Below are 24,697 nucleotides of genomic sequence, written 5' to 3' on the forward strand. Positions count from 1 at the left end.
AGGCCGGCTTGCCCGCATCGGGTTGGCTGGTTCGAGCCGCGCAAACCGTGGGCGAATCGGCAGGCCGCGAACGCCGCCGTCCGAATCGCTGCGCCCACGTCAATCCTCGGCGGCGATCAGCTTGCGCAAGCGCGCCTTGAGCGCGCGGCCGCAGTCGCGGAAGTATTCGCGCTGCAGCCGCCAATCCGGGCAGCGCCGCTCGACCTCGCGCCAGAACGCGCGCGAGTGGTCGGCGTGGATCAGGTGGCACAGCTCGTGCACCAGCACGTATTCGAACGCGGCCGGCGGCGCCAGCACCAGCGACAGGTCCAGCGACAGCGCGCCGTCCGGCGCCAGCGAACCCCACTGCGAGGACATCACCCGGTAACGCAGCCGCGTCGGCGCCCGCGGCAGTTCCGGCAGGTACTTGGGCAGCCAGCGGCCGACGTCGGCGCGGGCCTGGCCTTCGTAGAAGTCGCGCAGCGCGCGCTGCAGCGACTTCAGCGCGACGGCCTGCGGCGCGGCGATGTCGATGGCGTCCTCGCCCGGCTGGATGCGCAGGTAGCGCGCTTCTTGCCAGCGCAGCGGCACCTCCCCGCCGCGCAGCGGCAGGGTGTCGGTGGCGTGCGGCCGCAGGCCCGGCGCGTCGGTGCCGGCGCGGGCGATCTGCGCCAGCAGCCAGTCGCCGTGCTCGATCACGAAACGCTGCCCGGCGATCTCGCTGGCGCGCAGCGGCAGGGTCAGGCGCGGGCCGCGCTCGTCGACGCTGAGCTTGATCCGGCGCGCGCGCGGGTCGCGCACGCGCAGCACTTCGACGCGTTGGCCGTTGGCCAGGACGATGGCGACGGTCTCGCGCGAGATCGTGCGCGGCGCGGCCTGCGGGGTGCCGGTCAGCAGGCGCAGAAGGCTCGTCATGGGTGGGGGACCGCCATGGGCGAAGCATAGCGCGATGGCGCGAGGCTTAGGCGACGGCTCGCGGGCTCGGGCGGTGCGATGGGTTTGGCCGTGGTTGCGGTGTCGCGGTCGCGGCTTGCGCCGCTCCTACAGGGAGCAGCCGAGGCCGGCGTCTCGCCCTGTAGGAGCGGCGCGAGCCGCGACCGCGTTGGCGCAGGTCGCGGGGCAACCGCGACCCGCGCCGAACTCAGGCCTCGACCTTCGACAGCTTCAACGCTTTTTCCATCACCACGAACAGGCGCTTGACCTCCGCGCTCATCAGCGCGAAGCGCGCGTCCAGCTCGGCGCGCAGGCCGTCGCCGTCGCTGTGTTCGAGCTGGTCCACCGCGCCGTCGAGCAGCTTGAACTTGCGCACGATCAGGTCTTCGCCGATCACGAACGAGACGTGGTCGTCCAGGCTCAGCGCCAGGCGGGTGACCTGCTTGCCGGTTTCCAGGTGCTTGGCGATCTCGTCGCTCTCCAGCTCCTGGCGCTGGCACTTGACCACCGCGCCCTGGTCGACCGGGTCGCGCAACTCGCACTCGTCGCCGAGCATGATCCCGTCCGGCAGCGGTTCGCCGGCGACCCAGCCGGTCAGGATCGAACGCGGCGCGATTTCGGCGTTCAGCGGCAGCGCCGGGAAGCTGCCGACCGCGCGGCGGATTTCGCTGATGACGTTCTCGGCGCTCTTGCGGCTGGAGCTGTCGACGATCACCAGCCCGTGTTCAAGGTCAATGATCGCGTCGGTGCGGCTGGGCTTGATGAAGGCGCGCGGCATCAAGTCGGTGATCAGTTCGTCCTTGAGCCGCTTGCGGGTGCGGCCGCCGGGCTTGCGCCCTTCCTTCTGCTCGATCTCGGCCAGCTTCTTGGCCAGCATGTCGTTGACGACCGCGCCGGGCAGCAGGCGGTCTTCGCCGCCGACGGTCAGCCAGATCGCGCTGCCGATGCGGTTGCTGATGGCCGCTTCTTCATCGGCGCGCCCGAACGGCGAGATGAACCCGCGCGAGGACAGCTCCAACGGGCCGACCGGCTTGAGCCGGCATTCCTCCAAACCCTTGTCGAGTTCGGTCAGGTCGTGGGTGGTGGGGAAGCGGAAGAACGTAAGGTTGCGAAAGAACATTCAGAGGCCGGGAATAGGGAATGGGAAGTAGGGAATCGGCGTCGCGGATGCCGCGCCTGCCGCGTGCGGTCATTGCCGCGAAAGCGGCAATCCAGAGACCTCGTGCGTCCCCGCACGTAAAGCCCTGGGTTCCCGCTTTCGCGGGAACGACGGGGTGATGCGATGGGGAATCATCCGATCCGCGCGACCGGATCGTCGGAGCCGGCCTCGTCCAGCCACACCGGCGCCTTCGACGCCGCGCCGCCGGCCGGCCCCAGGCCGAGGAAATCGAACAGCTTGGGATCGCTGAGCTGCGACGGCCGGATGTCGCCGAGCGCGCGCGCGATGATCTCCAGCCGCCCGGGCGTCTCGCGTTCCCAGGCGTCCATCATCCGCTTGACCTGCTTGCGCTGCAGGTTCTCCTGCGAGCCGCACAGGTTGCACGGGATGATCGGGAACCGGCGCGCGGCCGCGTATTCGACGATGTCGTCCTCGCGCACGTAGGCCAGCGGCCGGATCACCACGTGGCGGCCATCGTCGGACAGCAGCTTGGGCGGCATGCCGCTGAGCTTGGCGTGGAAGAACAGGTTCAGGAAGAACGTGGCGACGAGGTCGTCGCGGTGGTGGCCGAGCGCGATCTTGGTGAAGCCCTGCTCGGCCGCGTAGGTGTACAGCGCGCCGCGACGCAGGCGCGAACACAGCGAGCACATGGTCTTGCCTTCCGGCACGACCCGGGTGACCACCGAGTAAGTGTCCTGCTCGAGGACCTTGTACGCCACGCCGACCGAGTCCAGGTACTGCGGCAGCACGTGTTCGGGAAAGTCCGGCTGCTTCTGGTCGAGGTTGACCGCGACCAGCTCGAACTTCACCGGCGCCTTCTTCTGCAGTTGCAGCAGGATGTCGAGCAGGGTGTAGCTGTCCTTGCCGCCGGACAGGCAGACCATGACCTTGTCGCCATCCTCGATCATGCCGAAATCGGCGATGGCGCGGCCGACCTGGTGGCGCAGGCGCGCGCCCAGGCGTTCGAGGTCGGCGGGGACGGCGTCGGCGCGGGCGCGGCGGACGGGTTCGGCTAGGGGCAGGACGGTGCTCATCAGGCCGCCGATTCTACGCCAAGGGTCGGTGAACACGGCCCGCACCGCGCCCAGGCCCGCCGCGCGCGGGTTTCAGCGCGAGGCGCGACGGGCGATGACGGCGGACACGGCGGCGGTTTAAGCTCAGGCCATGACCGTCAGCGCCGATGCCGCCGAAATCGCCCACCAGCTGGCCGACCTGCGCCTGGAGCATCGCGACCTGGATGCGGCCATCGACCGGCTCGGCCTGGACCCGCAGGCCGACGAGCTCACCGTCAAGCGGCTCAAGAAGCGCAAGCTGTGGCTCAAGGACTGCATCGCCCGGCTCGAAAGCGCGCTGATTCCCGACGAACCGGCCTGAGCGCCGGCGGCGCGCGCATGGCAGCTGTCATGCGCGCCGGGTGACGTCCCCGGGTGCAGCCGGCCGCAGCCCCTGTGCTACGGTGCGCGCACTCGCAACGGGCCCCGGCATGGCGAACAAGGACGAACTGATCGGCGCAGCGCGCAACCCGTGGTGGCAGGCCGCCGCGGCCGTCGCCGCGATCGCGCTGGCGGCGACCGTCGCCCTGGGCGGATTCAAGCCGGCCCCGAGCAAGACCAAGCCGCTGACGAAGTACGCGGCCGGCCAGCGCGCGCAGTCCGGGGCGATGGCGGTGACGCCGCTGCGCGCCTGGGTGGCGCGCTACCGTCCCGGCGGACGGATCGAGCCGAACCAGCTGTACCTGGTGCTGCAGGCCGACATCGAGAACCGTACCGGGCGCAGCTTCGGCAGCTACGACTACCTGATCAAGGACCTGATCCTGGTCGGACCCACGCTGGAGGCGGTGAAGGCCGACCTGCCGCTGGCGGCGGACGACCACACCATCGTGGGCGACCTGCACCCGCGCCTGAAACAGCGCGTGGACCTGGTGTGGAAGCTGCCGCCGGGCTATGCCTACGCGCCGACCCAGGCGTTCGGCCTGTTCGGCCGCGACTACAAGAGCAAGGCCTACCTCAACGACGCAGGCGGCTGGATGCAGGACAAGCCCAAGGCCAAGTTCGTGTTGCCCGTGCAGGACCTGCGCGACCGGCTGGTGGCGCCGTGAGCGCGCCCTCGCCCGCCCCGGCGCCGCCGGCCCCCGCGCGCTGGCGCCTGCCGCGTTGGCGCTGGCGCGACGCGCTGTGGATCGCGCTGGCGCTGGCGGCGGTGGTGGCGCTGCGCAACGGCCAGTCCAGCTACGAACAACGCGACGCGCCGCTGCTGCAACCGGCGCCGGCCGCGCGCGCGGCCGGGCGCAACTTCGCGGTCGAGGTCGGCAAGCTCAAGGTCGCCCAGGCCTACCTGCTCAAGGGCGACTTCAGCCATCCCGAAGACCGCGTGTTGCGCAGCCCCGGCGTGTGGCTGTCGGTGCTGGCCAAGGTCGAGGCGCTCGAGCGCCCGGGTTACCTGACCGCGCAGATCCGCACCCGCGACGGGCTGGTGTATGTCGCCTCCAACAAGGAGCGGCCGAAACTCAAAGGCATCAACCTCAGCGAGCGCGAGCTGGCGCCGGGCCTGGCCGAGACCGGCGCCTGGTTCTTCGAACTGCCGCCGGACAAGCTCGAAGGCGCGCACCTGCAGTTCTACTGGGGCCTGCTGCTGCCCGAAGGCGGCGACAGCCTGGTCGATGTCGACCTGAAACTGGACAAGGCCGCGGCCGGCAAGCTGCTCGCCGACGCCAAGCCGGTCCTGGACCTGCGCATGTGAGCGCCACGCCGATGACGAGCACCGACGACACCGCCGCCGCTTCGACCGCCACGCCCGCGGCCGGCTGGTGGCGACGCAACGCCGGCTGGCTGGCCGGCACCGCCGTGCTCGGCGCGCTGGCCTTGTGGCTGCCGTACCGCGACGCGCTGCGGCAGTACCGCCTGTTCAACCCCAGCATCGCGGTGGCCGCGGACCGGCACGACTGGACCGCCTTCGCCGGCGCGCGCTGGAAGCTGGTCGCGGCCGAATCGGTGCCGGCGCGCGACCCGCGCCTGCGCGGCCCGCTGCGCAAGGACGCCGAGGTGATCCTGCTGCGCTATGAAGTGATCCCCGACTCGGGCACCAAGACCGCCGATCTCGACACCTGCCGCGGCGCGATCGTCGACGCCCAGGGCCGGCGCTGGGAAACCGGCGGCGCCGCCCTGCCGCGCCTGTCCGGCCCGCGCCTGCCGGAAACCTGCGGCAGCGGCTACGACGACGCCTTCAAGCAGGTGCTGGCGGTGCCGGGCCGGCCGTTCGCGTTCCAGCACGCCTTCGTGCTGCCGCGCGGGCAGCGCCTGGGCGAGTTGCGCGCGCGCATCGAGATGAAGAATTCGGAAAAAGTCGGCGGGCGTTATCTGGAGTTCGCGCTGTAGCCGCGGCGGCGGCAGCCGAGTTTCGCAGCGGCTCGTCCGCACCGTCGTCCTCGCGCGGGCGGGGTTGCAGAGGCTTCGGCTCCATGCCTCGGTGAAGCCCCGGATGCCCGCGTTCGCGGGCATGACGATAGGCGGGTTTCGCCGCGCCGCTACCAAACCGTCGCCCCCGCGCAGGCGGGGATCCAGAGACTTCAGCGCCATGCCTGGGCGAAGCTCCGAATGCTCGCCTTCGCAGGCACGCCGACATGTGGGTTTTCGCCGCGCCGCCACCAAGCCGTCATCCCCGCGAACGCGGGGATCCAGAGACTTGAGCGCCATGCCTGGGCGACGCCCCGAAGGCCCGCCTTCGCAGGCACGCCGACATGTGGGTTTTCGCCCCGCCGCCACCAAGCCGTCATCCCCGCGAACGCGGGGATCCAGGGCTTTATCGCGACACGGCCGCGAAGCCGCGCCAGCGCCTGCGCGTCACCGCACCCGAGGCAGCCGCGCGATCGCCCGGTCGAAGGTCGCCGCCAGCAGCACCACGCGCAACACATCGGTCAGCAGCGAAGTGCGGAACGACAGCGGCGTATTGAGGAACACGGCGTAGAGCTGCCCCTGCACCCGCTGCCAGCCCGGATCCGTCGGCCCGACCCACTGCTGCATCCAGCGCCACGACCACGAATCCAGGTACGCCAGCAGCTGCCAGCACACGCACAGCGTCAGCAGCGCCGGCAGGCCCGCGCGCAGCACCAGGCGCAGGCTGTTGACTACCGGCACGCCCTTGCTGGTCCAGCCTGCGCTGGCCTTGTCGGCGAGCATGCGCAGGGTGAAGTGCATGGCCTTGAAGCGCGCCACCGCGCGCTCCAGCGGCGCGTCGGCTTCGTCGATGCGCTGGGCCTTGCGCAAGTCGATGCCGTAGATAATCGCGGTGATCGCCAGCCAGATCAGCGGCAACGCCACCGCGCCGCCGGCGGTGGCGACGAACTCCCATACCGGCGCCAGCAACCGCTTGGCCGGCGCCAGCAACTTGAACAGCGCGGTCGGGCTCTCCCACCACTCGCCCACCGCCACGTACACCGCGCGCTGGTGCCACCAGTCCTGCCCGGCCTTCGCCATCTGCCCGATCGCGGCCACGCCGACGAACACCCAATAGGCCTCGCAGACCGTCGCCAGCACGCTCCACGCGGCGTGGCCGGACGCGCTGGCGCGACGCTTGCTGAACCAGCGCACCGCCCAGGCCACCGCCAGCGCGATCCACAGGCCCTTGAGCGTCAGCACGTGGCGCAGGTCCTCGCGCTCCCACACGCCGAAGATGTAGGCGGTGGCGAAATAGCGGCGCAGGCTCTCCATCAAGCCCCAGCCGACGTAGTACGCGAAGAACGGCAGCAGCGCGATCGCCAGCGCGGTGATCCATTGCCTGCGCACCGCGCGCGAATCGGGCCGGGTGTCGGGCGTGACCGCGCCGCCGGCCAGCATCGGCAGCGACGGCCGCAGCGACTGGAACATGAAGATGGTGCCGGCCAGCTGGGTCACGATCAGCACCGACAGCGCCGCGAACGACAGCAACAGCGAACGCTCGCCGAGCTTGACCGCCAGTTCCATCAACAGGTCGTAACAGACCCGCTGGGCGAAGAACCAGAACGCCAGCGCCGGCCAGTGCCGCCACAGCAGGCGCGCGGACAGCAGCGGGATTTCGCGCCAGGCGTGGGGGGCGTCGTCCTGTATGGAACTGGCTGCGCCGGACGCGGAGGCCGGCAGGGCGGCGGAACTCGGGCTGGAGGTCATTCGGCGAGGGCGGCGAACGGGTTCCGGCGATGGTAACGCGACTGGCGGGCGCCACCGCAGTGACGAGTATCAGGCGCCGCCGCCGGCGGTTCACCCAATCCCGCACCCCATGGGCGTCGCAGCGCGCGGCCAGGTTCAGTCCGGCATGGCCGAGAGCGCATCCATCATCCTCACCAGATCGGCCTGCTTGTGCTGCCCGGTCTTGTCGAAGATCGATTGCAGCCGCGCGCGGGCACTGGCCTTGGCGATGCCGACCGCGTCGGCCGCGGCATGCAGGTCGCCGTGTTCGCGTAATGCCAGCGCCAGCCGGGTTTCGGCATCGGTCAGCATGAACAAGGCCTTCAAGCGCGCCGCCGATACCGAAGGTTCGGCACTGCGCAAGGGCGCGACGATCAGCAGGTAGTGCACGCCGGTGTCGCCGGCACCGATGAACGCGCGCAAGCTCGCGAATGCGACCACGCACCGGCTCGCATCGTGAACCGGAAACAGCGCCGAGCAACCGGTGTCGCCGGCGCCGACCTGCTTCTTGGCTGCGCGCCAGTACCCGCAAGTGGTCGCGCACACCGGCATCAGTTCCGACGATCCGCGGCTTCGCCACCACCCGATCGAGTGCATGATCTCCGCGGCGTGATTGCGGTCGACCACGCGGAAGTCCCGGTCCAGCACGAATGCACCGTTGCGGCCTTGCTCGGCCCAGTGCGAACGCAAGCGCAATCCTTCGACCCGGCGGAACAAGGCATGGGCGTTGACCCAATGCCCTGCCAGGCGCTCGCACAGCGCGCGTTGCTCGTGCGCATAGGCGCCGGCGCGCTCGGATCGGCAGAAGGTAAGGAAGGCGCCGTGATCGCGTTCAAGTTGCGCGCACATGCCGACGCTGTGGCAGACATCGGCATGACGCAGGAAATCGGCGTAGTAGCGCGAGCGCTTGAAATCGCGCTTGGGGCAATGGTCGTCGCTGAAATTGACCGAGCCGGTGCGGATATGCGGCAGCGCGCGTTCGAACCAGATGTTCTCGCTCGCGAATTCGGTTTCGTAGCGCAACAGCTCCTGCGCACCGGCGCCGGAGATCAGGGGAATGGATGCGGTTCCGGCGCTGAAATCCTGCTGCAGCACCAGCGCGATGTGGCTGCCGGTAGCCGCGCACAGGCCGCGCAGGAAATCCTGCCAGCGTTCGGGGTCTGCGATGGCGCCGTAGAGATCGCCGAGCAGTCTGTCGTAGTCGCCGTCCGAAGCCATGCCTGTGCGTCCTGTCAAGTAGCAAACGCCAGCTGCGCCCATGCTGCCACCGGCCTACAACCGCGGCAAGCCGGCGCGCAGTTCCGACCGCCCGCGCCGTCCCGACACCCCAACGCGGTCGATTCAGGAGGAAAGGACCATGTTCAGGCCGATGTTTTCACTCAGCGTTTTTGTGCTTTTTGTGTGCGCTGGAACCAGCCATGCGGCGAGCACGCCGTTCGTCGTGGTTCGTCAGACCATCGACTCGGTGATGGCGCCCAAAACCCCGATCGACGTTTTCGTCGAATGCGCCAACAACGCTACCTGCCGCGGGCTGGCCGACGCCGGCGGCAGTTATCTGGGCATGCAGCCTGGCGAGATCTCGGCGGCGCTGGCGCGGGTGCCCGCGCCCAGGCGCGCGGGCGAGGAGTCGTGGATTTCCATCGAGCTTCCGACCGGTTATCAGTACTGTCGCTCGTCGATCCGCACGATCTCGGTCGTGCCCGCGAGCGGCGACCGCGCCTCGGTGATGGGCGCGACGTCGAATCCGCGTGGAGTCGGCGTGTACACCTGGACGCCGAAGGGGAAGTTCGGCGATGGCAGAAGTTGGGTCGAAGCGGAGTACACGGTCTACGGCGTGCGCGACGACCTCGCCGAGCGCAAGCGCGCGCAAGGCGCGTGCCGCCCGATCGGCGGCGAGCTGATCAGCTGCCGCGGCGCCCGCGGCGTCAACAAAGGCATGCCCGCGTGCGGGCTCAAGGAAGACTGAAGCCGGGCACTACTCCGCCTGACAGGCGAGTCGCGGCAACGGCTCGCCTGCAGGTCCCGCTTACTCGCCGGATGCCGGCCGCGTACCCTCGGCCGCCGGCTTGGCCGCCATCTCCGGACTGATCTTCTCGATCGTATGCCGCAGTTCGCGGCCGAGGATGACCTTGGCGTCCTTGGCCCAGGTGTCCAGGCGTTGGTCGAAGGCCAGCTTGTTTTCGCTGTCGGGCCACACCAGGCGCAGCTCGCGCAGCTTCTGGATGAAGCCGCGGAACAAGGTCTTGTCGAAGAATTCCGGCGCGGCCGGGGCGTACAGCAGCGACAGCCGTTGTGCCGCGAGCTGGCACAGGCTCTCCAGTTCCGCCGCCGACAAGGTGCCCGGGCCGTTCTTCACCAGCACCGAAATGGCGATGTAGTAGCGCTCGAACGCCTGTTGCAGCGAGTGGCCGATGGCACGCAGACGGAACACTTCGTCGGTCTGGCCGGCGTTGCGGGCGAGGATGCCGCCGTCGTCGTCGCTGACTTTCTCCAGCAGGCCTTCGCGGATGAACACCTCGACCGTGCGCGCCAGGCGCTGGGCGAATTCGTCCTCGCTCCACGGCAGGAACAGCTCGGCCTGCAGGAACGGGTACACGCTGCGGCCCAGGCGCAGCACGCCGGCCAGGCTCATGCGCCGGTTGTGCTGGAAGCAGCAGGCGATCCACGAGGCGGCGGTGAACAGGTGCAGGACGTTGTTGCGGAAGTAGCTCAGCAACACCGCCTTGTCCTCGTCCACGCCGAGCACGTCGCCGAGCGGATGGGCGATGCGCTCGAGCACGTTGATCTCTTCGCCGTGGGCGACGATTTCCTGCGGCGTGTGCGGGGTCACGGTGACGCGGTCGGAGTACGGCAGTTCGGCCAGCAGGGTCTTGCTCAGCGCGATCTGCGCGAGCAGGTCGGCCTCGCCCATCGCGTGCTTGGGCGTGGACAGCAGCGCCAGCGCCAGCAGGTTGATCGGGTTGACGTCGGCGGCGCGGTTGACGTTGACCTGGATCCGCTGCGCCAGCGCATCGACGGTGTCGGACAGCCACTGCGGCTTGTCGTCTTCCTCCAGCGGGCGGCCGTCCCACTGCGGCGCGTGCTCGGCGAGCATGTCGCCGAGCTTGATCGGCTCGCCGAAGTTCACCACCACCTGGCCGTAGTTGGAGCGCAGCACCTTGGGAATGCCCCACAGCAGCTGCCAGATCGATTCCTTCTCTTTCGGCTTGCCCGACAGTTCGTCGAGGTAGCTGTTGCCCTCCATCAGCTTCTCGTAGCCGATGTAGACCGGCTGGAACAGCACCGGACGGGTGGGCTGGCGCAGGAAGCCGCGCACGGTCATCACGATCATGCCGCCCTTGGGCGGCAGCAGCCGGCCGGTGCGCGAGCGCCCGCCTTCGATGAAGTACTCGATCGAGTAGCCGCCGGCGACCAGCTGCGCCACGTATTCGGAGAACACCGCCGAGTACAGCGCGCTGCCGCGGATGCTGCGGCGCAGGAAGAACGCGCCGCCCTTGCGCAGGATCGTGCCGACTACCGGCAGGTTGAGGTTCACGCCGGCGGCGATGTGCGGCGGCACGATGCCCTTGGTGTACAGCAGGTAGCTCAGCAGCAGGTAGTCGAGGTGGCTGCGGTGGCAGGGCACGTACACCACTTCGAAGCCGGGCGCTTCCTGCTTGAGCTTGTCCAGGTGATGGACCAGCACGCCGCGGTAGATGCGGTTCCACACCGGGGTCAGCAGGAAGCTGGCCGAGCGCACCACCGGGTGCGAATAGTCGGCGGCGATCTCGTAGGCCATCGCATGCGCTTTCTTCCACGCCTCGGCGACATCGGTGCTGTCGCGGCGGGCCTGGTCGGCGATGGCTTCCTTGACCGGGTCGCTGGCGAGCACGCGGTCGATCAGCATGCGCCGGGTCGACAGGTCCGGCCCGATCACCGCCGCGCGGATGCGGCGGAAGTGGGTGCGCAGCACGCGCGAGAGCTTGCGCACCGTGCGTTCGGGCTCCAGCCCTTCGTCGACGATGCCGCGCAGCGACACCGGCGGCGAGAACCGCACCGTGGTGTGGCGGCCGTTGAGCGCGATCGCCAGCAGCCGGCGGAAGCGGCCGACCAGGGTCCAGTTTTCCGAGAACAGCACCGAGAACCAGCCGCTGGTGCGGTCCGGCGCGCGGCCGACGAAGATCGACACCGGCACCAGCTGCACGTCCAGGGCGCGGTCGCCGCGGTGCGCGTCGAGCAGCCGCGCCAGCGAGCCCGAATGGGTCTTGGCCGACGGCGGCCCGGCCGGCGCCAGGGTGCCGGCGTTGCGCCGCGACAGCGCGACGTAGGCGCGCTTGCGCCCGAGCGGATCGCCCGGCAGCGGCTGCAGCGGCGAGGGCAGGCCGCTCTCGCGGCAGGCGCGCTCCAGGATCAGCGCGTTGGACAGGCCGTAGTCCTCGAGCACGTAGCAGACCGGGCGGCCGTGCCATTGCTCGGCGATGTGCTGCTGTGGGTTCTTCGGCTCGATGGTCAGCGAGACCCACGGCGCCATCAGCTGGCCGAGCAGGCGCGCCCACCACGGGCGCGGCGCGGGCGCGGCCGGGTCGGCGGCAGGCGCGGCCGCCGCGGCGGGCGCGATCGGCAACTCGGCTTGTTCCGGGTCGTGATCGGGTGCGGCGGGCGGGTCGGTGCGGCCGGGCGCGGCTTCGCCGCGCTCGGCGGCCACGGGGCCGGGACGATCGGAAGGATTCGGGTCGGACGCTTGGGGCATGTTCGATGGGGCTGGCGTGGCGCTGGCGCGGCCCTGCTCCGGGTCGGCGGCGGGATCGGGTCGATCCGTCGCGGCCGGCGCGGCGTCGCCCGGTGCAGGCGCGGCATCGGCCGGCACGGCGTCGGGGAACGGCAGGGGCGTCTGTTTCGGCATTGCCGGCATTATGCCTATTCGGCCCCAGGCCGGGCCCCGGACGGCGGGCCGCGGCGCGGCGGCCGGCGACGGGACGCATGTGTGCCCTGGGTGGCGACGCCGGCGTCACCGCGCCGGCGGCGGTTGCCGCGGCGGTCGGCCGCTGTTGGGGGAGGGCCTTCAGGCCCGACGCGGTTGCGCCAAGTCATCGCGATCCGACCGAACGGCGTCGGGCTTGAAGGCCCTGCCACAGCAGCGGTACCGGCTCCGGGCGAGCCCGCTCAGCGCGGTTTCGGCGGCTCGACCGCGGCCGCGGCCGGCTTGGCCGCGGGCCGGTTGCCGGGCTTGACATCGGCCGGGAACGATTTGCCCGCGGCGGCAGGTTTTGCCTCGCTCGCAGCGGGTTTCGCGCCCGCCGCGGGGCGGCCGCCCACGGTGGCGGGCCTGGCCTCGGCGGGTTTGCCGTCCACCGGCTTGCTCTCTCCAGGTTGGGACCCGGCCGGCTTGCCGACAGCGTCGGGCCGCGCCGCGGTCGCCTTGCCCGCAGCGTCGGACCGGGCCTCAGCCGCCGTCGAATGGGCCGCGCCCACCTGTTTGGCCTCTTCGATCGCCGCGCCCGGCACGGCCGCCGGCCCCGCATCGGCCTGGCCGCCGGCAGGCGGGGCCGGCGCCGCGACCGGCGCGGCAGGCGCCGCCGCCGGCTTGGCCGCCAGCGCCGACGGCGCCCGCGCCTGGACCTTGGCCAACGCCGCCAGCCGCTGCGCCATCGTCGCCGACGGCGCCGGCTTGCTCGCCGCCTCGGTCTCGGCGCGGGCGTGGCGCAGCACGTCGCTGAGGTACCAGCGGCCGTCGATGCGCTCGACCAGCACATAGGCGTCGACCGGCTGCCCGGCCAGTTGGTAGCGCACCCGCACCCGCGCGGTGTCGCCGGTCTGTTCGGCCAGGCTGGCGTCGACGCTGTCCAGCGCCGCGTCCAGGCCCAGGCCGTAGTCGCCGAGCACCTGCTTGAGCCGCTCCACGAACGGGCCGAGCCGGCGCAGGCTGCGGTCCATGCCGGCCTTGGCGAACCCGTCCGGGCCGGCCAGCCCGGTCGCACGCGCGGCCGAGACCAGCTGCGGGATCGCCTCGCGCGCGCGCCTGGAGTCCCCCAGCGGCGCGGTCTGCGCCCAGCCGCTGAGCGCCTCGATCAACTGGGCGTGGTGGTCGCGCTCGGTCTCGCTGTAGCCCGGCTCGCTGCGCACGTACTGGCTGGCGAACAGGCCCAGGGTCTTGGCCGCGGACTGCAGTTCGGCGTCGGCGCCGGCGAACTGGCGGCGGTAGGTCGCCACCAGCTTGCGCTCGGCGTCCTGCTCGGCCAGGGCCGAGATGAAGGAAGGAAAGCGGTCGTCCAGCGGCAGCTCGGTCAGCGGCCACACCGTGCGGCCCTGGCTCCAGGCCTGCTCCAGGCGCTGGTGCAACTCCGGCGGCACCGCGTGGCGGGCGTAGCCGGCCAGGTCGTTGCGGCGCAGGTCGGACACCAGCTGGGTCACCGCCTGCGCCGGCAGGGTCGGCACGGTCTCGACCGGGGCCGGATCCGGGCCGCAGCCGGCCGCCGCCAACAGGACGGCGGTCGTCAGCACGGCGGCGCTGGCGCGTCGAACGAGAGACATACGGGCGGAGGCTCTGGCGCGGAGCGCATCCGCGGACCGGCATCTTGGCCCCGGCTCCGGCGGGGCACAAGCCGCGGGCTCACCCTGGCTCACCTTTGCGACCCCACCGCACAGTTAGCGACGGCATGGGTCGAAGCGTGAAGACGCAGCGCGTCACTGCGCGTTTGTGCGCGATCGTCCAGATATGCGGCTGAACGGGTACGGCCCGCCGTCTTGTGAAGGGGGTCACCCGCAGCGGCCCGACGGCATGGCTAAGTTGCCCGCGCTGGCATGTTTTATGCGTTCTAAACGGGCAAACCCGGCACAAAAGCTCGCCCGACCATCGCGCCCCGCGCGCAGGAGAACGAACCATGCGTTCCGTATCGAGCCGTAGCGTCCTCGCTGCCTTGGCCCTGGCCGCCGCCGGTCCCGCGTTCGCGGCGACCGACACCGCCAACCTCAACGTCACCATCACCATCACCAGCGTCTGCGACATCCACACCACCGCGCCGCTGCCGGTCAACTTCGGCAGCGTGTCCTCCAGCGCCACCAACGTCGACCAGCAGGGCCAGCTGACCGTCAACTGCACCCCGGGTACGGCCTACACCATCGGCCTGGACAACGGCCAGAACGGCACCGACGTGAACAGCCGCAAGATGGCCAACGGCGCCAACCTGGTGCCTTACCAGCTCTACCGCGCCGCCGCGCGCGGCCCCACCGACGTGTGGGGCAGCACCGTCGGCGCCGGCGGCAACGTGCTGGCCGGCAGCGGCACCGGCGCGGCGGTCAACCTGCCGGTGTATGGGCGCACGCCCAGCGCCAACTTTCCCGCTGGTACTTACAATGACGTGGTGATCGCCACGGTCACCTACTGACCGCCCCGGCATGGGCGGCGGCCGGTTGCGACAGGCAGTCCGCACCTTCGCGATCCGGCTGGCGCTGGGCGCGGCGCTGGCGGCGCCGGCCTGCCCGGCGTCCGCCGCCGGCCTGCAGGTCACCCCGACCCAGCTGACCCTCGCCCGCGACCGCCCGGCCGACGCGCTGTGGCTCAGCAACACCGGCCCGGCCACGCTGCGCGCGCAGGTGCGGGTGTTCCGCTGGGTCCAGCAAGACGGCCAGGAGCGGCTCGACCCCGATCCCGGCTTGGCGGTCAGCCCGCCGATGCTGGAACTGGCGCCCGGCGCGCGCCAGCTGGTGCGGGTGATCCGGCTGGGCGCGCCGCCGGCGCAGGAAACCGGCTACCGCCTGATCGTCGACGAACTGCCGCCGGCCGAAGCCGCCCAGGCCCCGGGCCTGCAGTTCGTGCTGCGCTATTCGGTGCCGGTGTTCCTGGCCCCCGCCGCGGCCGCGCCGATCGCACCGCGACTGCGCGCGCAGCTGCAGTTCGAGGGCGAGCGGCCGTTCCTGGCGGTGGACAACCGCGGCGACCAGCACGCGCAACTGGCCGACCTGAGCTTCGTCGACGCGCAAGGCCAGCGCCACGCCATCGCCGCCGGCCTGCTCGGCTACGCCCACGCCGGCCAGCGCATGCGCTGGGCGCTGCAGGCGCCGGCCGCGCTGCTGCGCGGACCGGGCACCCTGGAAGCGAGGATCAATGGCGAACCCGACGCGCAGGCGCTGGCGCTGGACCCGCCGGCTCGCTGAAGCCATGCCGGCCGGCCTGCTCCTGGCGTCCCCGCCGGGCCTCCCGGCCGAGCCGCCGCCGCGGCCGCCGCTGGCCCAGGCGGGCGCGGCCCAGGCCGGGGCGGCGCAGGCGACCAGCATGAACCTCTACCTGGAAGTCAGCCTCAACCAGACCGCGTTCGGCCCGCCGCAGCCGTTCGAGCTGCGCGCCGGCCGGCTCTACGCCAGCGTCGCCACCCTGCGCGCGATCGGCTTCGCCCTGCCCGGCCGCGACGGCGCCGAAACGCTCGCGCCGGACCAACTCGCCGGCACCACGGTGCGCTTCGACGCCGCCCAGCAGCGGGTCGCCATCGACGCGCCGCTGTCGCTGCTCGACCTGCGCACGCGCCGCCTCAACGCGCCCGACGCCGAGGCGCCGCGCGCCACCGCCTCGCCCGGCCTGCTGCTCAACTACGACCTTTATGCCAGCCGCGACGACCGCAGCGACAACGCCACCGCCTTCGTCGAAGCGCGTGCGTTCGGCCTGGGCGGCGGCGCGTTCGCCGACAGCGTGCTGAGCCAGACTGGGGTGATCCGCCACTACCGCGAAGACGGCGCGCCGCGGCGCACCGATTCGATCCGCCTGGACACCAGCTGGCGCTGGTCGCAGCCCGAATCGATGTTCGCCGTCACCGTCGGCGACGTGATCAGCGGCCAACTCGACTGGACCCGGCCGCTGCGCCTGGGCGGGGTGCGCTTCGGCCGCGACTTCGGCCTGCAGCCCTACCGCATCACCACGCCGCTGCCGACCCTGGCCGGCGAAGTCGCGGTGCCCTCGGCGGTGGACCTGTACGTCAACGGCATCCGCCAGTACAGCGGCGAGGTCCAGCCCGGCCCGTTCCAGCTGACCACCGTTCCCGGCATCACCGGCGCCGGCAGCGCGCAACTGGTGGTCACCGATGCGTTCGGCCGCACCCGCACCCTCGACTTCCCGTTCTACGCCGCGCAGCAACTGCTGGCCAAAGGCTTGTCGGACTGGTCGGTGAGCCTGGGCGTGGCGCGCCAGGACTACGCGCTGCGCTCGTTCGAATACGCCAGCGCGCCGCTGGCCAGCGCCGACCTGCGCTACGGCCTCAGCGACCGGCTGACCGTGCAGGCCCACGGCGAAGGCGGCGACGGCGTGAGCGCTGCGGGCGTCGGCGCGGCCTGGCTGCTGGGCCAGGCCGGCGTGTTCGGCGCCTCGCTGAGCCACGGCCGCGACGGCGACGCCGCCGGCTGGCAGTACAGCGCCGCCTACAACTGGAGCAACGGCCGTTTCAACTTCGCCGCCGACACCCAGCGCAGCCACGGCGACTATCGCGACCTCGCCTCGCGCTACGGCCTGGGCGCGCCGCGGGTCAGCGAGCGCGCGGTGGTCGGCTGGAGCGATGCGCGCCTGGGCAGCCTGGGCCTGAGCTACGTGCGCCTGCTCTACCGCGGCGAGGAACCGGCGCGCTACGCCGGCGCCACCTGGAGCCGCAACCTGGGCACCCGCGCCTTGTTGAGCCTGTCCTACAACCAGAACCTGGACCGCAGCGCAGACCGCACCGTGTACCTGGGCTTCAACCTCAACCTGCAGCCCGACCCGGGACGCCCCGGCACCCAGCTCAGCGTCTCGGCGCAGCGCGCCGGCGGCCTCGACCAGGCCGCGATCGACCTGACCCGCCCGGTGCCCGGCGACGGCGGCTTCGGCTGGCGCCTGCAGGCGCGCGGCGGCGACAGCGAGGAAGGCGCGCTGGCCGAAGCGGCGTGGCTGACCGAAACCGGCCGCTTCAACCTCGGCTACGCGCGCCAGGGTTCGCGCGACTACGGCTACGCCAGCGCCAGCGGCGCGCTGGTGTGGATGGGCGGGCACGTGTTCGCCGCGCGCAACGTCAGCGACGCGTTCGCGGTGGTCTCCACCGGCGTGCCCGGCGTGCCGGTGCTGCTGGAGAACCGCCCGTTCGGCCGCACCGACGCCGACGGCATGCTGCTGGTGACGCCGCTCAACGCCTGGCAGCGCAACCGCATCGGCATCGATCCGATGGAACTGCCGGCCGACACCCGCCTGGACCGGGTCGAGACCGACGCCACCCCGCGCGACCGTTCCGGCACCGTGGTGCACTTCGCGATCGACACCATCCGCGCCGCGGTGCTGGCGCTGCGCGACGACGCCGGCGCGCCGCTGCCGCTGGGCAGCGCGGTGCGCGCCGGCAACGGCGAACAGGCCGTGGTCGGCTACGACGGCGAGACCTACCTGGAACAGTTGCAAGCGCACAACCAGCTGCGCGTGCTGACGCCGGCCGGCGCCTGCGTGGTGCGCTTCGACTACCCCGCCGACGCGCGCGGCATCGCCCGGCTCGGCCCGTTGCCGTGCGTGCGCGAGGCCGCGCCGTGAGCGCGCGCGCCGCGCTGCTGCGCTGCGCGCTGGCGCTGCTGGCCGCGCTGGCCTGGACCGCGCCGGCGCAGGCGGCGACCTCGTGCACCGCGGGCATGACCAACCTCGCCTTCGCCGCGACCACCGGCGCGGTCGTCGACGCCACCGCCACCCTCACCGTCACCTGCACCACCGGCGCGCTGTCGCTGCTGGCCAAGGCGCGGGTCAACATGTGCGTGAGCATCTTCAGCGGCACCGACGGCGGCGGCACCCTGGCGCCGCGGCGGATGATCAACGTGCCCGGCGATGCGATGCAGATGCAGCTCTACACCGACAGCGCGCGCAGCCAGATCTGGGGCGCGCGCGGCAATGCCACCGTGCCCAACTTCCTGCCGCTGCTGTTCGACTACGACGTGCCGCTGCTCGGCGGCAGCCAGACCCTCACCGCGACCCTGTACGGCCGCATCCCCGCCCAGGCCGCGCTCAACGCGGGGACCTATACCAATCGCTTCACCGGCGCGGCCGACACCCGGATCGAGTTCCAGTTCGCCGAATCGCTGATCGGCGCGCCGCCGATGCCGGCGTCGTGCATCAGCGGCGGCAGCACCGGTACGCCGGTCGGCTTCCCCTTCACCGTCACCGGCTCGGTCCCCAACAGCTGCGCGCTGAGCCCCAAGCCGGTGCCCACCCTCGCCTTCGGCAGCGTCCCCGGCCGCGTCATCGCCAACCTCGACCGCACCACCGCGATCGGCCTGACCTGCACCGGCCGCACCGCATGGCAGCTGGGCATCGGCAACGGTCTCAACGCCAGCGGCAGCATCCGCCGCATGCGCAGCGCCGGCGGCCAGTTCGTGCCGTACGAGCTGTACCGCGACAGCGGCCGCAGCCAACGCTGGGGCACGACCCTGGGCACCGACACGGTCGCCGGCACCGGCACCGGCGCGGCGCAATCGCAAACCGTGTATGGGCGGGTGGCGCCGCAAGTAGCCACGCCAGGCAGCTACAGCGACACCGTCGTGGTGACCGTCACCTACTGAAGCGGCCTTCGCGTACCGCGGTAACCCGCATGGCCTGGCCACAGGCGCGGCGCAAGCCGCGACCGCGCCAATCGCACGACGACGAAACCGCCCGAAAGACGCCGCGCCGCAACAGCGATCGAAAAACCCACGCATGCGGGCGGCGACTGTTTATCCAGCGTTCGTCGTCGTCGGTGCGCCGCGGTCGCGGCTCGCGCCGTTGCCGCAGGGGATGCAGACACCGCGAAAAAGAAAAAGGAGGCGCGAGGCCTCCTTCAAATCCGGCTTGCGCCGAAGAGTACGAGTTGTGGCATGGCCCCGGCCGTGCCGGGATGCGGGCAGACTAACGCCGCAGCCGAGTTAATGCAATACCTGAAGTATTGCGATGTAAGTATTTGATTTACCTTGAAATACAATCACACGGAAGCCTGAGACGCGTCAGGGCGCCAGGTCCAGCGCCTTGCGCTTGGCCTCGCGCCGCGCGTCGCGCGACTGGCTGTAGTCGTTGTTGAAGGTCATCGCTTCCCACGAACCGTAGCTCGGGTTCGGCAGCATCCACCAGCGTTCGCCGAACCAGTCGTGGTACTGCTCCAGCAGGCCGTCGCGGCCTTCGGGCGTGTTCGCCACCACCTGCACGAAGTCGCCGATCTGGTCGCCGAACTGCATCAGCACGCGGTACTGCTTGCCGGCCAGCAGGCGCCGGCAGTTCTTCTCGCTGCCGTTCTGTTCGCAGCCGTCGACCACCGTGCCGAGGCCGAGGAACACCGAGTCGTCGGCGACCGGCAGGCCGGCGCTGCGCAGGTTGGCGAGGGTCGCGTCCTTGAGGTGCACGGCGCGATTGGACAGGTACAGGATCGTCACGCCCTTGGCCTGCGCGGCCTTGGCGAACTCGACCACGCCGGGCACCGGCTTGGCCTTCTTCTCCGCCACCCACGCGTCCCAGGTGACTTCGTCGTATTCCTTGCCGTCGCGCACCAGCCGCGCCTGGTACGGCGAGTTGTCGAGCACGGTCTCGTCCACGTCCATCACCACCGCGGGCTTGAGGCCCTTGGCGGCGTTGCCGCGCTCTTCCGGCACCAGCGCGTCCCAGTTGGGCTGCTTGAGCGCGACCTCGAGCTTGTCGGCGGCGGCGCGATAGATCGTCTCGGCGCTGGCGCGGTACTCGACCGAGCGCTGCATCCACAGCACCGCGTTGAGGTTGTCGTCGGCGCCGGTCGGCTTGGCGACGGCGGCCGGCGCCGTCGCGGCGGCGGGCTGGGCGGCGGCCGCGGGCGCGTCGGCATCGGCCGACGGTCCCGGCTGCGGCTTGCACGCGGCCAGCGCCAGCGCGCAAGCGAGCGCGGCGACGGGAACGCGGGCGAGAGAGGCGCGGATCTGCATGCGCTGGAATCCCCTGGGAAAGTGCGGGGAGTGTAGGCCGCGGCGCGAAAGCGTGTCGAATGCGCGGGGCGGCGCGAGGGTTGCGGTCGGGCGCCCCGGGGCGCAGCTGTGCCGGCTGAGCGTCGCGCAGCGGCACAGCGCCCCGCGTGGCGAAAAGCCGATCGTTGCAGCCTGGCAACAGGCTCGGCCAAGCCGATGCCCGGTTTCGGCAAGCTTTGTGCGGACAGGTCAGTCAGGACGCCATTCCCCGGCCTCGCGCGGCCCGCCGCAGGCGTCGGCGGGAATCCCGGCGGGCAACCCGACGCCGCGGTCGCGGCCGACGCGCCGCGACCGTCGCAGGCGCCGCTACAGCGCGTCGTCCTCGTCCTTGCGCCGCTGGCGCGCGCGCCGCAGCTTCAGTTCGGTACCGTGCGCCGTGCACTCGGCGATCACCGCGTCCGCCCACGCGCGGGTGACGAGGAAGCTGCTGCCGCTGATTTCGGCCTGGGTTTCGCGCACGTGGCTGTCCAGGTCGATGCGCGCCTTGGTCCGGTACCAGCCCAGTCCGAGCGAATCGTAGCGATAGCCCGGATCGGCGCAGCCGTTGCGGTTCAGCGACACCAGCAAGATCGCCCGCCGCTGCGGCCAGTACACGCGTACGAAGTCGTTGCCGTCGTCGTCCTCGCGCACCACCCGGCCGATATGCAGGGCGTTGACGCCGCGCGCGCCCTGGTCGTCGACGATCTGTTGCAGCAACGAGGCCAGGCACGGCCAGTCCGGATGCGCGCGCGGCTCGGACAGCGCGGCGCCGGGCGGCGCGTAGCGCTCCGCCTCGTCGGCCAGGGCGCACGGCGCCAGCGGCAGCAACGCCAGCGACAGCGCGGCCGCGCGCAGCCAGGCCGCGCGCGACGGCGCTTGCGCGGCGCGGCGCGCGCGCGGAACGAATCCGGCCGTCATCGCGGCTTGCCCGCCGTGCGCGGCGCCTGCGCGATGCACTCGACCTCGACCTTGGCCCCCATCGCCAGCCCCGAGGCCGCCAGTGCGCTGCGCGCCGGGAACGGCGCGCTGAAGTGCTTGCGATAGACCGCATTGAACGCCGGCCAATCGCCGATGTCGGCCAGGAACACCGTGCACTTGACCACATCGCGCATCGACGCGCCGTGGCGTTCGAGCACGGCGCGGATGTTGCTCAACGTCTGCTCGGCCTGCGGCCCGATCCCGCCCTTCGCCAACGCGTTGTCGGCGCCCGGCACGGTGCCGATCTGGCCCGACAGGAACAGCAGCTCGCCGCTGCGCACCGCTTCGGAGAACGGCAGCCCGGCCGCCGCCGGATCGGGCGAGGCGAGGAATTCGGGGCGCTCGCCGGCGCACGCGGCGGCGGCGGCGAAACACAGGCTCAAGCCCATCGCGGAAACGCAGCAGCGCATGATCGTCGACCTCGTCCGATGAAGTGGCCGGATCATCGTCCGCCGCCGCGCCGCTGGCAAGCCGCGCGCGTCGCCGTGCGGCAGCGGCGCGGTCAGGCCTCGCGCCGGTACAGCCAGAAATCGCGCGGCTGCCCGCGCACCGCGCGCAGGCCCGGCTCCAGCCGCACGCGCCGGAACCCGCATTTGTCCAGCACGCGCTGGCTGGCCGCGTTGCTGTCCAGCGCATACGCCTCCACCCGCCGGTAACCGCGCCGCTCGAACCCCCACTGCGCCACCGCCGCGCACGCCTCGCTGGCGATGCCGCGGCCCCACTGCGCCGGATGCAGGTTGTAGGCGATCTCGCCGCCGCGCGGCGCGTCGAGCACGGTGTGGAAGCCGACCGTGCCGACCAGTTCGTCGAGGTCGTCGACGATGGCGAACAGCGCCGGCGCGTCGGCGCGGAACGGATTGGACGCGGCGATCTGCGGATACAGCGCGCCGATCCCGTCCAGGCGCCAGCTGGTGTGCTCGACCGCATCGGGCCGCGACAGATAGGCGAACCACGCCGGCGCGTCGGCCATGGCCATCGGGCGCAGGTGCAGGCCGACGCGGGCCAGGACCGGCATCATCGCGGCGCTGCGGTCGACGAAGGAGGATGCCGCACGATCATGCGCGAACCGATACACCAGGACCGACCGCGATCATCGCAGCTTTGCCGCCGCGCGGCATCGCCGCGCGCGCCGGCGGGGGTTGGTGCCCAAGGCGGGAGTCGAACCCGCACGGCCTTGCGGCCACCGGCATCTGAGGCCGGCACGGTTGCCAGTTACGTCACTTGGGCGAAGCGTGTGGCGATGTTGGTGCCCGGAGCGGGACTCGAACCCGCACCGCCTTGCGGCCACGGTTTTTAAGACCGTTGCGTTTGCCGTTTCGCCATCCGGGCGGATGGATCGCGTTTCGATCGGGTTGGTGCCCAAGGCGGGAGTCGAACCCGCACGGCCTCGCGGCCACCGGCATCTGAGGCCGGCACGGTTGCCAGTTACGTCACTTGGGCGAAGCGTGTAGCGATGTTGGTGCCCGGAGTGGGGATCGAACCCACATGGCCTTGCGGCCACCGGCTTCTGAGGCCGGCGCGTCTTCCGTTTCGCCATCCGGGCGGATGGATGTTGCGAAGTGGTGCCCGAAGCGGGACTCGAACCCGCACGGCCTCGCGGCCACAGCCATCTCAGGGCTGCACGTTTGCCATTACGTCATTCGGGCGTGGATACCGCGGCTGCGGACGCAGGCGCGCAGCGTCCCGCGCCGCGCCGGCGAAGGCGCAGCGAAGTCGGAGGTGGGTGCGATGCCGGAAGGCGGAAACGACGAAGGCGCCTTTCGGCGCCTTCGAGTCGTACCGCTAGCGGCCCCGGCCGATCCGCTTGGGATCGGACGATGGGCTCAACGTAGTCGGATTCCGCTCGAACGCACGCCAGCGTCGCGACGATGCAGTCGCGCGCTCAGGCGTAGTCGGCGGTGAGAGATGATGTCCATGCGCGCAACATAGCAAAACCAAAATCGCGCAATCAAGTGCCGGCGCGATTTTTTTCTGCGCGCATCGCATCACCGCGAGGCGATGCGCGCGACCTGCAACGACACCTGCTTGGCGCCGCCCGCCAGCCACTGCGTCCCGACTTCGCCGAAACCGTATCGCGCATGGAAACGGCTCGAAGCCTCGTTGAACGGAACGATGTAGAACTCCGCCGCGACCGTATCGAAACCGCGGCCGCGCGCGAACGCGAACAGGTCGTCGTAGAGCAAGCCGCCGATCCGGCGGTTGCGGTGGCTCGCGGCGACCGCGATGCGATCGATGTAGACGAAGCGCGGATAGCGCTGGCGATACCACAGGTAATTCGGGCTGTCGTAGTCGGCGCGCTCGTCGAACGCGAGCAGGAACGCGATCGCGGCCTCGCCGTCGCAGACCACGCGGTGATAGACCGACTGCGCATCCAGCGCGCGCAGGCGCGCCGAATCCATCGGGCTCATCAGCGCTTCGGCTTCCAGGTTGAGCGCGAGCACGGCCGCGTGGTCGGCGGGCGTGGCGGGACGGACGGACAGGTCCATGCGGCGGGAAGGTCCGGCGGGCAACGCGGCGGAAACGTGGGAAGGGCGCGACGGCGGCGTCAGGTCGGCGTGCCGACTTCGTCCCAATCCTGCTCATCGAAACGCAGCAGCCAGTTCAGCGCGTAGTGGCGTTCGTAGACGACGCTGGGATGCAGGCCGGCCGGCGCGGGCTTGTCGTCCAACCGCGCCTGGCGCACCAGCCAGTGCCGGCGATAGGTCGCGTCGAGCGCATCGAGCAGTTCCGGCAGCGGCCGCAGGCGCGCGCGCGCGATGGCGTCGTCGTCGGCGTGGTCGATGGCGATGCGCGCGACCCGGCCCGCGTCGCAGATCGCGGTCGGCGCCGGCAACGCCTCGCTCAGGCCCAGCGCCCATTGCAACAACGCGGCGCTTTCGTAGCGCCAGCCCTGGTTGGCCCAGCTTTCCTCATCGGGTTTGTCGGCGGCGACGAACGCGCGCTCGGCCGGGCTCAGCTCGGCCACGCCGGGGCCGAGCTTGGCGCGGATTTCCTCGACCGACAGCGGCTGCGAACTCAGCGACTCGGCCCGCACCGCCACCGCGCACAAGGCCAGCATGCGGCGCATCGTCTCGCCGGCCTCGCGCAGGCGCACTTCGCCGGCGCCGAGCACCGGCGGCAGGTGCGCGGGCGGCGCCGCGCCGAGCTGCTGCAGCTCGGCCTCGCTGCGGCGCTTGCGTTCGCGCGCGTCGGGCGGATACGGCAGCGCGGCGTCGGCCTCCACCGGCGGTTCGCCGCGGCTGGCCAGCACGTTGCCGGCGGCGTCGCGCACGCTGCCGTCGGGCAGGAAGCACAGCACGTTGGCGGCCTCGCCCCAGGCGGCGAGCGCGTCGAAGTCGCGTTCGTCCACCTCGAACCAGAACTGGGTCTGGACCCGCTGCAGATGGCGCAACACGCCGAAGGTGCGCGCGTCCATGCCGTCCTCGACCGTGCTCATCACGTAGCCGACGAAGCCCTGCAGGTGCGGCACCAGTTCCGGATCGCTGCGGTCGCGGCGCGCCGGCGGCTGGGCCAGGAACGCGGGCGGCGGCGGCGAGGCGAGCGTGGAATAGGCGTTGATCAGCAGGGGCATGGGCGCGGCCTTCGGGGG

22 protein-coding genes and 5 tRNA genes are annotated in these 24,697 nt (G+C 71.4%); 9 read left to right on the plus strand and 18 right to left on the minus strand.

The genetic code is table 11. The features are described 5' to 3' along the window. Positions 1-99: 99 nt before the first annotated feature. The 3 genes from BLV01_RS16380 to ttcA all read right to left on the minus strand — a co-directional run bounded on the left by BLV01_RS16380 (position 100) and on the right by ttcA (position 3,105). Entirely contained in the window at positions 100-894 is a 795-nt protein-coding gene (locus tag BLV01_RS16380; RefSeq protein WP_091802015.1) for a M48 family metallopeptidase, read from the minus strand. Between the two features lie 226 nt (positions 895-1,120). Continuing rightward, on the minus strand, positions 1,121-2,032 hold the full coding sequence (locus tag BLV01_RS16385; protein WP_091802018.1) for a recombination-associated protein RdgC: 912 nt from the start codon (positions 2,030-2,032) through the stop codon (positions 1,121-1,123). A 170-nt stretch (positions 2,033-2,202) separates the two neighbouring features. After that, entirely contained in the window at positions 2,203-3,105 is a 903-nt protein-coding gene (gene ttcA, locus BLV01_RS16390; RefSeq protein WP_091802020.1) for a tRNA 2-thiocytidine(32) synthetase TtcA, read from the minus strand. Between the two features lie 130 nt (positions 3,106-3,235). Between ttcA and BLV01_RS16395 the strand changes: the two genes are divergently transcribed. The 4 genes from BLV01_RS16395 to BLV01_RS16410 all read left to right on the plus strand — a co-directional run bounded on the left by BLV01_RS16395 (position 3,236) and on the right by BLV01_RS16410 (position 5,445). Beyond that, on the plus strand, positions 3,236-3,445 hold the full coding sequence (locus BLV01_RS16395) for a YdcH family protein (RefSeq protein ID WP_091802022.1): 210 nt from the start codon (positions 3,236-3,238) through the stop codon (positions 3,443-3,445). 109 nt (positions 3,446-3,554) lie between these two features. Further along, positions 3,555-4,169: a hypothetical protein gene (locus BLV01_RS16400; protein WP_091802025.1), complete on the plus strand. Its 615-nt coding sequence runs from the start codon at positions 3,555-3,557 to the stop codon at positions 4,167-4,169. Next, positions 4,166-4,810 carry a hypothetical protein gene (locus BLV01_RS16405; protein WP_091802028.1) on the plus strand — a complete coding sequence of 215 codons (645 nt, stop codon included), beginning with the start codon at positions 4,166-4,168 and terminating at the stop codon, positions 4,808-4,810. Before BLV01_RS16400 ends, BLV01_RS16405 begins: the two co-directional genes overlap by 4 nt. An 11-nt stretch (positions 4,811-4,821) precedes the next feature. After that, positions 4,822-5,445, plus strand: coding sequence for a hypothetical protein (locus BLV01_RS16410; RefSeq protein ID WP_091802031.1), 624 nt, complete (start codon positions 4,822-4,824; stop codon positions 5,443-5,445). A gap of 465 nt (positions 5,446-5,910) precedes the next feature. Here BLV01_RS16410 and BLV01_RS16415 read toward each other — a convergent pair whose 3' ends face one another. Both BLV01_RS16415 and BLV01_RS16420 read right to left on the minus strand, forming a co-directional pair. Further along, positions 5,911-7,212 carry a hypothetical protein gene (locus BLV01_RS16415; protein ID WP_091802034.1) on the minus strand — a complete coding sequence of 434 codons (1,302 nt, stop codon included), beginning with the start codon at positions 7,210-7,212 and terminating at the stop codon, positions 5,911-5,913. Between the two features lie 135 nt (positions 7,213-7,347). Beyond that, on the minus strand, positions 7,348-8,448 hold the full coding sequence (locus tag BLV01_RS16420; protein WP_091802037.1) for a helix-turn-helix transcriptional regulator: 1,101 nt from the start codon (positions 8,446-8,448) through the stop codon (positions 7,348-7,350). A gap of 139 nt (positions 8,449-8,587) precedes the next feature. On the opposite strand from BLV01_RS16420, the gene BLV01_RS16425 reads away from it, so the two are divergent. Further along, positions 8,588-9,196: a hypothetical protein gene (locus BLV01_RS16425; protein WP_139178779.1), complete on the plus strand. Its 609-nt coding sequence runs from the start codon at positions 8,588-8,590 to the stop codon at positions 9,194-9,196. Positions 9,197-9,256: 60 nt separating this feature from the next. On the opposite strand, the gene plsB is transcribed toward BLV01_RS16425, so the two are convergent. After that, positions 9,257-11,959 (minus strand): glycerol-3-phosphate 1-O-acyltransferase PlsB, encoded by a 2,703-nt coding sequence (gene plsB, locus BLV01_RS16430; RefSeq protein WP_091802043.1) that lies wholly within the window; start codon positions 11,957-11,959, stop codon positions 9,257-9,259. Between the two features lie 413 nt (positions 11,960-12,372). Beyond that, positions 12,373-13,710 carry a hypothetical protein gene (locus tag BLV01_RS26345; protein ID WP_175486019.1) on the minus strand — a complete coding sequence of 446 codons (1,338 nt, stop codon included), beginning with the start codon at positions 13,708-13,710 and terminating at the stop codon, positions 12,373-12,375. A 380-nt stretch (positions 13,711-14,090) separates the two neighbouring features. Between BLV01_RS26345 and BLV01_RS16440 the strand changes: the two genes are divergently transcribed. The 4 genes from BLV01_RS16440 (at position 14,091) to BLV01_RS16455 (ending at position 18,753) form a co-directional block, all read left to right on the plus strand. Next, entirely contained in the window at positions 14,091-14,594 is a 504-nt protein-coding gene (locus BLV01_RS16440; RefSeq protein ID WP_091802046.1) for a Csu type fimbrial protein, read from the plus strand. A gap of 25 nt (positions 14,595-14,619) precedes the next feature. Continuing rightward, positions 14,620-15,363 carry a fimbrial biogenesis chaperone gene (locus BLV01_RS16445; RefSeq protein WP_254782663.1) on the plus strand — a complete coding sequence of 248 codons (744 nt, stop codon included), beginning with the start codon at positions 14,620-14,622 and terminating at the stop codon, positions 15,361-15,363. Positions 15,364-15,481: 118 nt separating this feature from the next. Beyond that, positions 15,482-17,737 carry a fimbria/pilus outer membrane usher protein gene (locus BLV01_RS16450; protein WP_175486021.1) on the plus strand — a complete coding sequence of 752 codons (2,256 nt, stop codon included), beginning with the start codon at positions 15,482-15,484 and terminating at the stop codon, positions 17,735-17,737. Next, entirely contained in the window at positions 17,734-18,753 is a 1,020-nt protein-coding gene (locus BLV01_RS16455; protein WP_091802167.1) for a Csu type fimbrial protein, read from the plus strand. The genes BLV01_RS16450 and BLV01_RS16455 overlap by 4 nt, the downstream gene beginning before the upstream one ends. 417 nt (positions 18,754-19,170) lie before the next feature. On the opposite strand, the gene BLV01_RS16460 is transcribed toward BLV01_RS16455, so the two are convergent. The 11 genes from BLV01_RS16460 to BLV01_RS16510 form a co-directional block, all read right to left on the minus strand. Continuing rightward, positions 19,171-20,112: a 5'-nucleotidase, lipoprotein e(P4) family gene (locus BLV01_RS16460; protein WP_091802055.1), complete on the minus strand. Its 942-nt coding sequence runs from the start codon at positions 20,110-20,112 to the stop codon at positions 19,171-19,173. Between the two features lie 345 nt (positions 20,113-20,457). Next, positions 20,458-21,048, minus strand: a complete 591-nt coding sequence (locus tag BLV01_RS16465; protein WP_091802058.1) for a hypothetical protein — start codon at positions 21,046-21,048, stop codon at positions 20,458-20,460. Continuing rightward, the gene (locus BLV01_RS16470; RefSeq protein ID WP_217633526.1) at positions 21,045-21,518 is read right to left on the minus strand and encodes a RidA family protein; all 474 of its coding nucleotides are present in this window, start codon (positions 21,516-21,518) and stop codon (positions 21,045-21,047) included. The genes BLV01_RS16465 and BLV01_RS16470 overlap by 4 nt, the downstream gene beginning before the upstream one ends. 92 nt (positions 21,519-21,610) lie before the next feature. Beyond that, a complete protein-coding gene (locus BLV01_RS16475; RefSeq protein WP_091802064.1) occupies positions 21,611-22,126 on the minus strand; it encodes a GNAT family N-acetyltransferase in 516 nt (171 codons plus the stop codon). 122 nt (positions 22,127-22,248) lie between these two features. Beyond that, positions 22,249-22,335 (minus strand) — tRNA-Leu (locus tag BLV01_RS16480). A gap of 17 nt (positions 22,336-22,352) precedes the next feature. Beyond that, positions 22,353-22,437: transfer RNA gene (locus tag BLV01_RS16485), tRNA-Leu, on the minus strand. Positions 22,438-22,461: 24 nt separating this feature from the next. Then, positions 22,462-22,548: transfer RNA gene (locus BLV01_RS16490), tRNA-Leu, on the minus strand. A 17-nt stretch (positions 22,549-22,565) separates the two neighbouring features. Then, positions 22,566-22,651 (minus strand) — tRNA-Leu (locus BLV01_RS16495). A 17-nt stretch (positions 22,652-22,668) separates the two neighbouring features. Then, a tRNA-Leu gene (locus BLV01_RS16500) sits at positions 22,669-22,754 on the minus strand. A 339-nt stretch (positions 22,755-23,093) separates the two neighbouring features. Continuing rightward, positions 23,094-23,594, minus strand: coding sequence for a GNAT family N-acetyltransferase (locus BLV01_RS16505; protein ID WP_091802067.1), 501 nt, complete (start codon positions 23,592-23,594; stop codon positions 23,094-23,096). A 59-nt stretch (positions 23,595-23,653) separates the two neighbouring features. Then, positions 23,654-24,679, minus strand: coding sequence for a DUF4272 domain-containing protein (locus tag BLV01_RS16510; protein ID WP_091802070.1), 1,026 nt, complete (start codon positions 24,677-24,679; stop codon positions 23,654-23,656). Between the last annotated feature and the right edge of the window lie 18 nt (positions 24,680-24,697).

This window comes from Lysobacter sp. yr284 (assembly GCF_900107375.1).
Taxonomy (GTDB): Bacteria; Pseudomonadota; Gammaproteobacteria; order Xanthomonadales; family Xanthomonadaceae; genus Lysobacter.

Coding starts and splice junctions, on each gene's coding strand:
- BLV01_RS16465 (WP_091802058.1), bottom strand. CDS start 21,048: ATGACGGCCGGATTCGTTCCGCGCGCGCGCCGCGCCGCGCAAGCGCCG.
- BLV01_RS16410 (WP_091802031.1), top strand. CDS start 4,822: ATGACGAGCACCGACGACACCGCCGCCGCTTCGACCGCCACGCCCGCG.
- plsB (WP_091802043.1), bottom strand. CDS start 11,959: ATGCCCCAAGCGTCCGACCCGAATCCTTCCGATCGTCCCGGCCCCGTG.
- BLV01_RS16475 (WP_091802064.1), bottom strand. CDS start 22,126: ATGATGCCGGTCCTGGCCCGCGTCGGCCTGCACCTGCGCCCGATGGCC.
- BLV01_RS16425 (WP_139178779.1), top strand. CDS start 8,588: ATGTTCAGGCCGATGTTTTCACTCAGCGTTTTTGTGCTTTTTGTGTGC.
- BLV01_RS16385 (WP_091802018.1), bottom strand. CDS start 2,032: ATGTTCTTTCGCAACCTTACGTTCTTCCGCTTCCCCACCACCCACGAC.
- BLV01_RS16400 (WP_091802025.1), top strand. CDS start 3,555: ATGGCGAACAAGGACGAACTGATCGGCGCAGCGCGCAACCCGTGGTGG.
- BLV01_RS16415 (WP_091802034.1), bottom strand. CDS start 7,212: ATGACCTCCAGCCCGAGTTCCGCCGCCCTGCCGGCCTCCGCGTCCGGC.
- BLV01_RS16470 (WP_217633526.1), bottom strand. CDS start 21,518: ATGCGCTGCTGCGTTTCCGCGATGGGCTTGAGCCTGTGTTTCGCCGCC.
- BLV01_RS16380 (WP_091802015.1), bottom strand. CDS start 894: ATGACGAGCCTTCTGCGCCTGCTGACCGGCACCCCGCAGGCCGCGCCG.
- BLV01_RS16420 (WP_091802037.1), bottom strand. CDS start 8,448: ATGGCTTCGGACGGCGACTACGACAGACTGCTCGGCGATCTCTACGGC.
- BLV01_RS16510 (WP_091802070.1), bottom strand. CDS start 24,679: ATGCCCCTGCTGATCAACGCCTATTCCACGCTCGCCTCGCCGCCGCCG.
- ttcA (WP_091802020.1), bottom strand. CDS start 3,105: ATGAGCACCGTCCTGCCCCTAGCCGAACCCGTCCGCCGCGCCCGCGCC.
- BLV01_RS16505 (WP_091802067.1), bottom strand. CDS start 23,594: ATGGACCTGTCCGTCCGTCCCGCCACGCCCGCCGACCACGCGGCCGTG.
- BLV01_RS16440 (WP_091802046.1), top strand. CDS start 14,091: ATGCGTTCCGTATCGAGCCGTAGCGTCCTCGCTGCCTTGGCCCTGGCC.
- BLV01_RS16395 (WP_091802022.1), top strand. CDS start 3,236: ATGACCGTCAGCGCCGATGCCGCCGAAATCGCCCACCAGCTGGCCGAC.
- BLV01_RS16450 (WP_175486021.1), top strand. CDS start 15,482: ATGAACCTCTACCTGGAAGTCAGCCTCAACCAGACCGCGTTCGGCCCG.
- BLV01_RS16460 (WP_091802055.1), bottom strand. CDS start 20,112: ATGCAGATCCGCGCCTCTCTCGCCCGCGTTCCCGTCGCCGCGCTCGCT.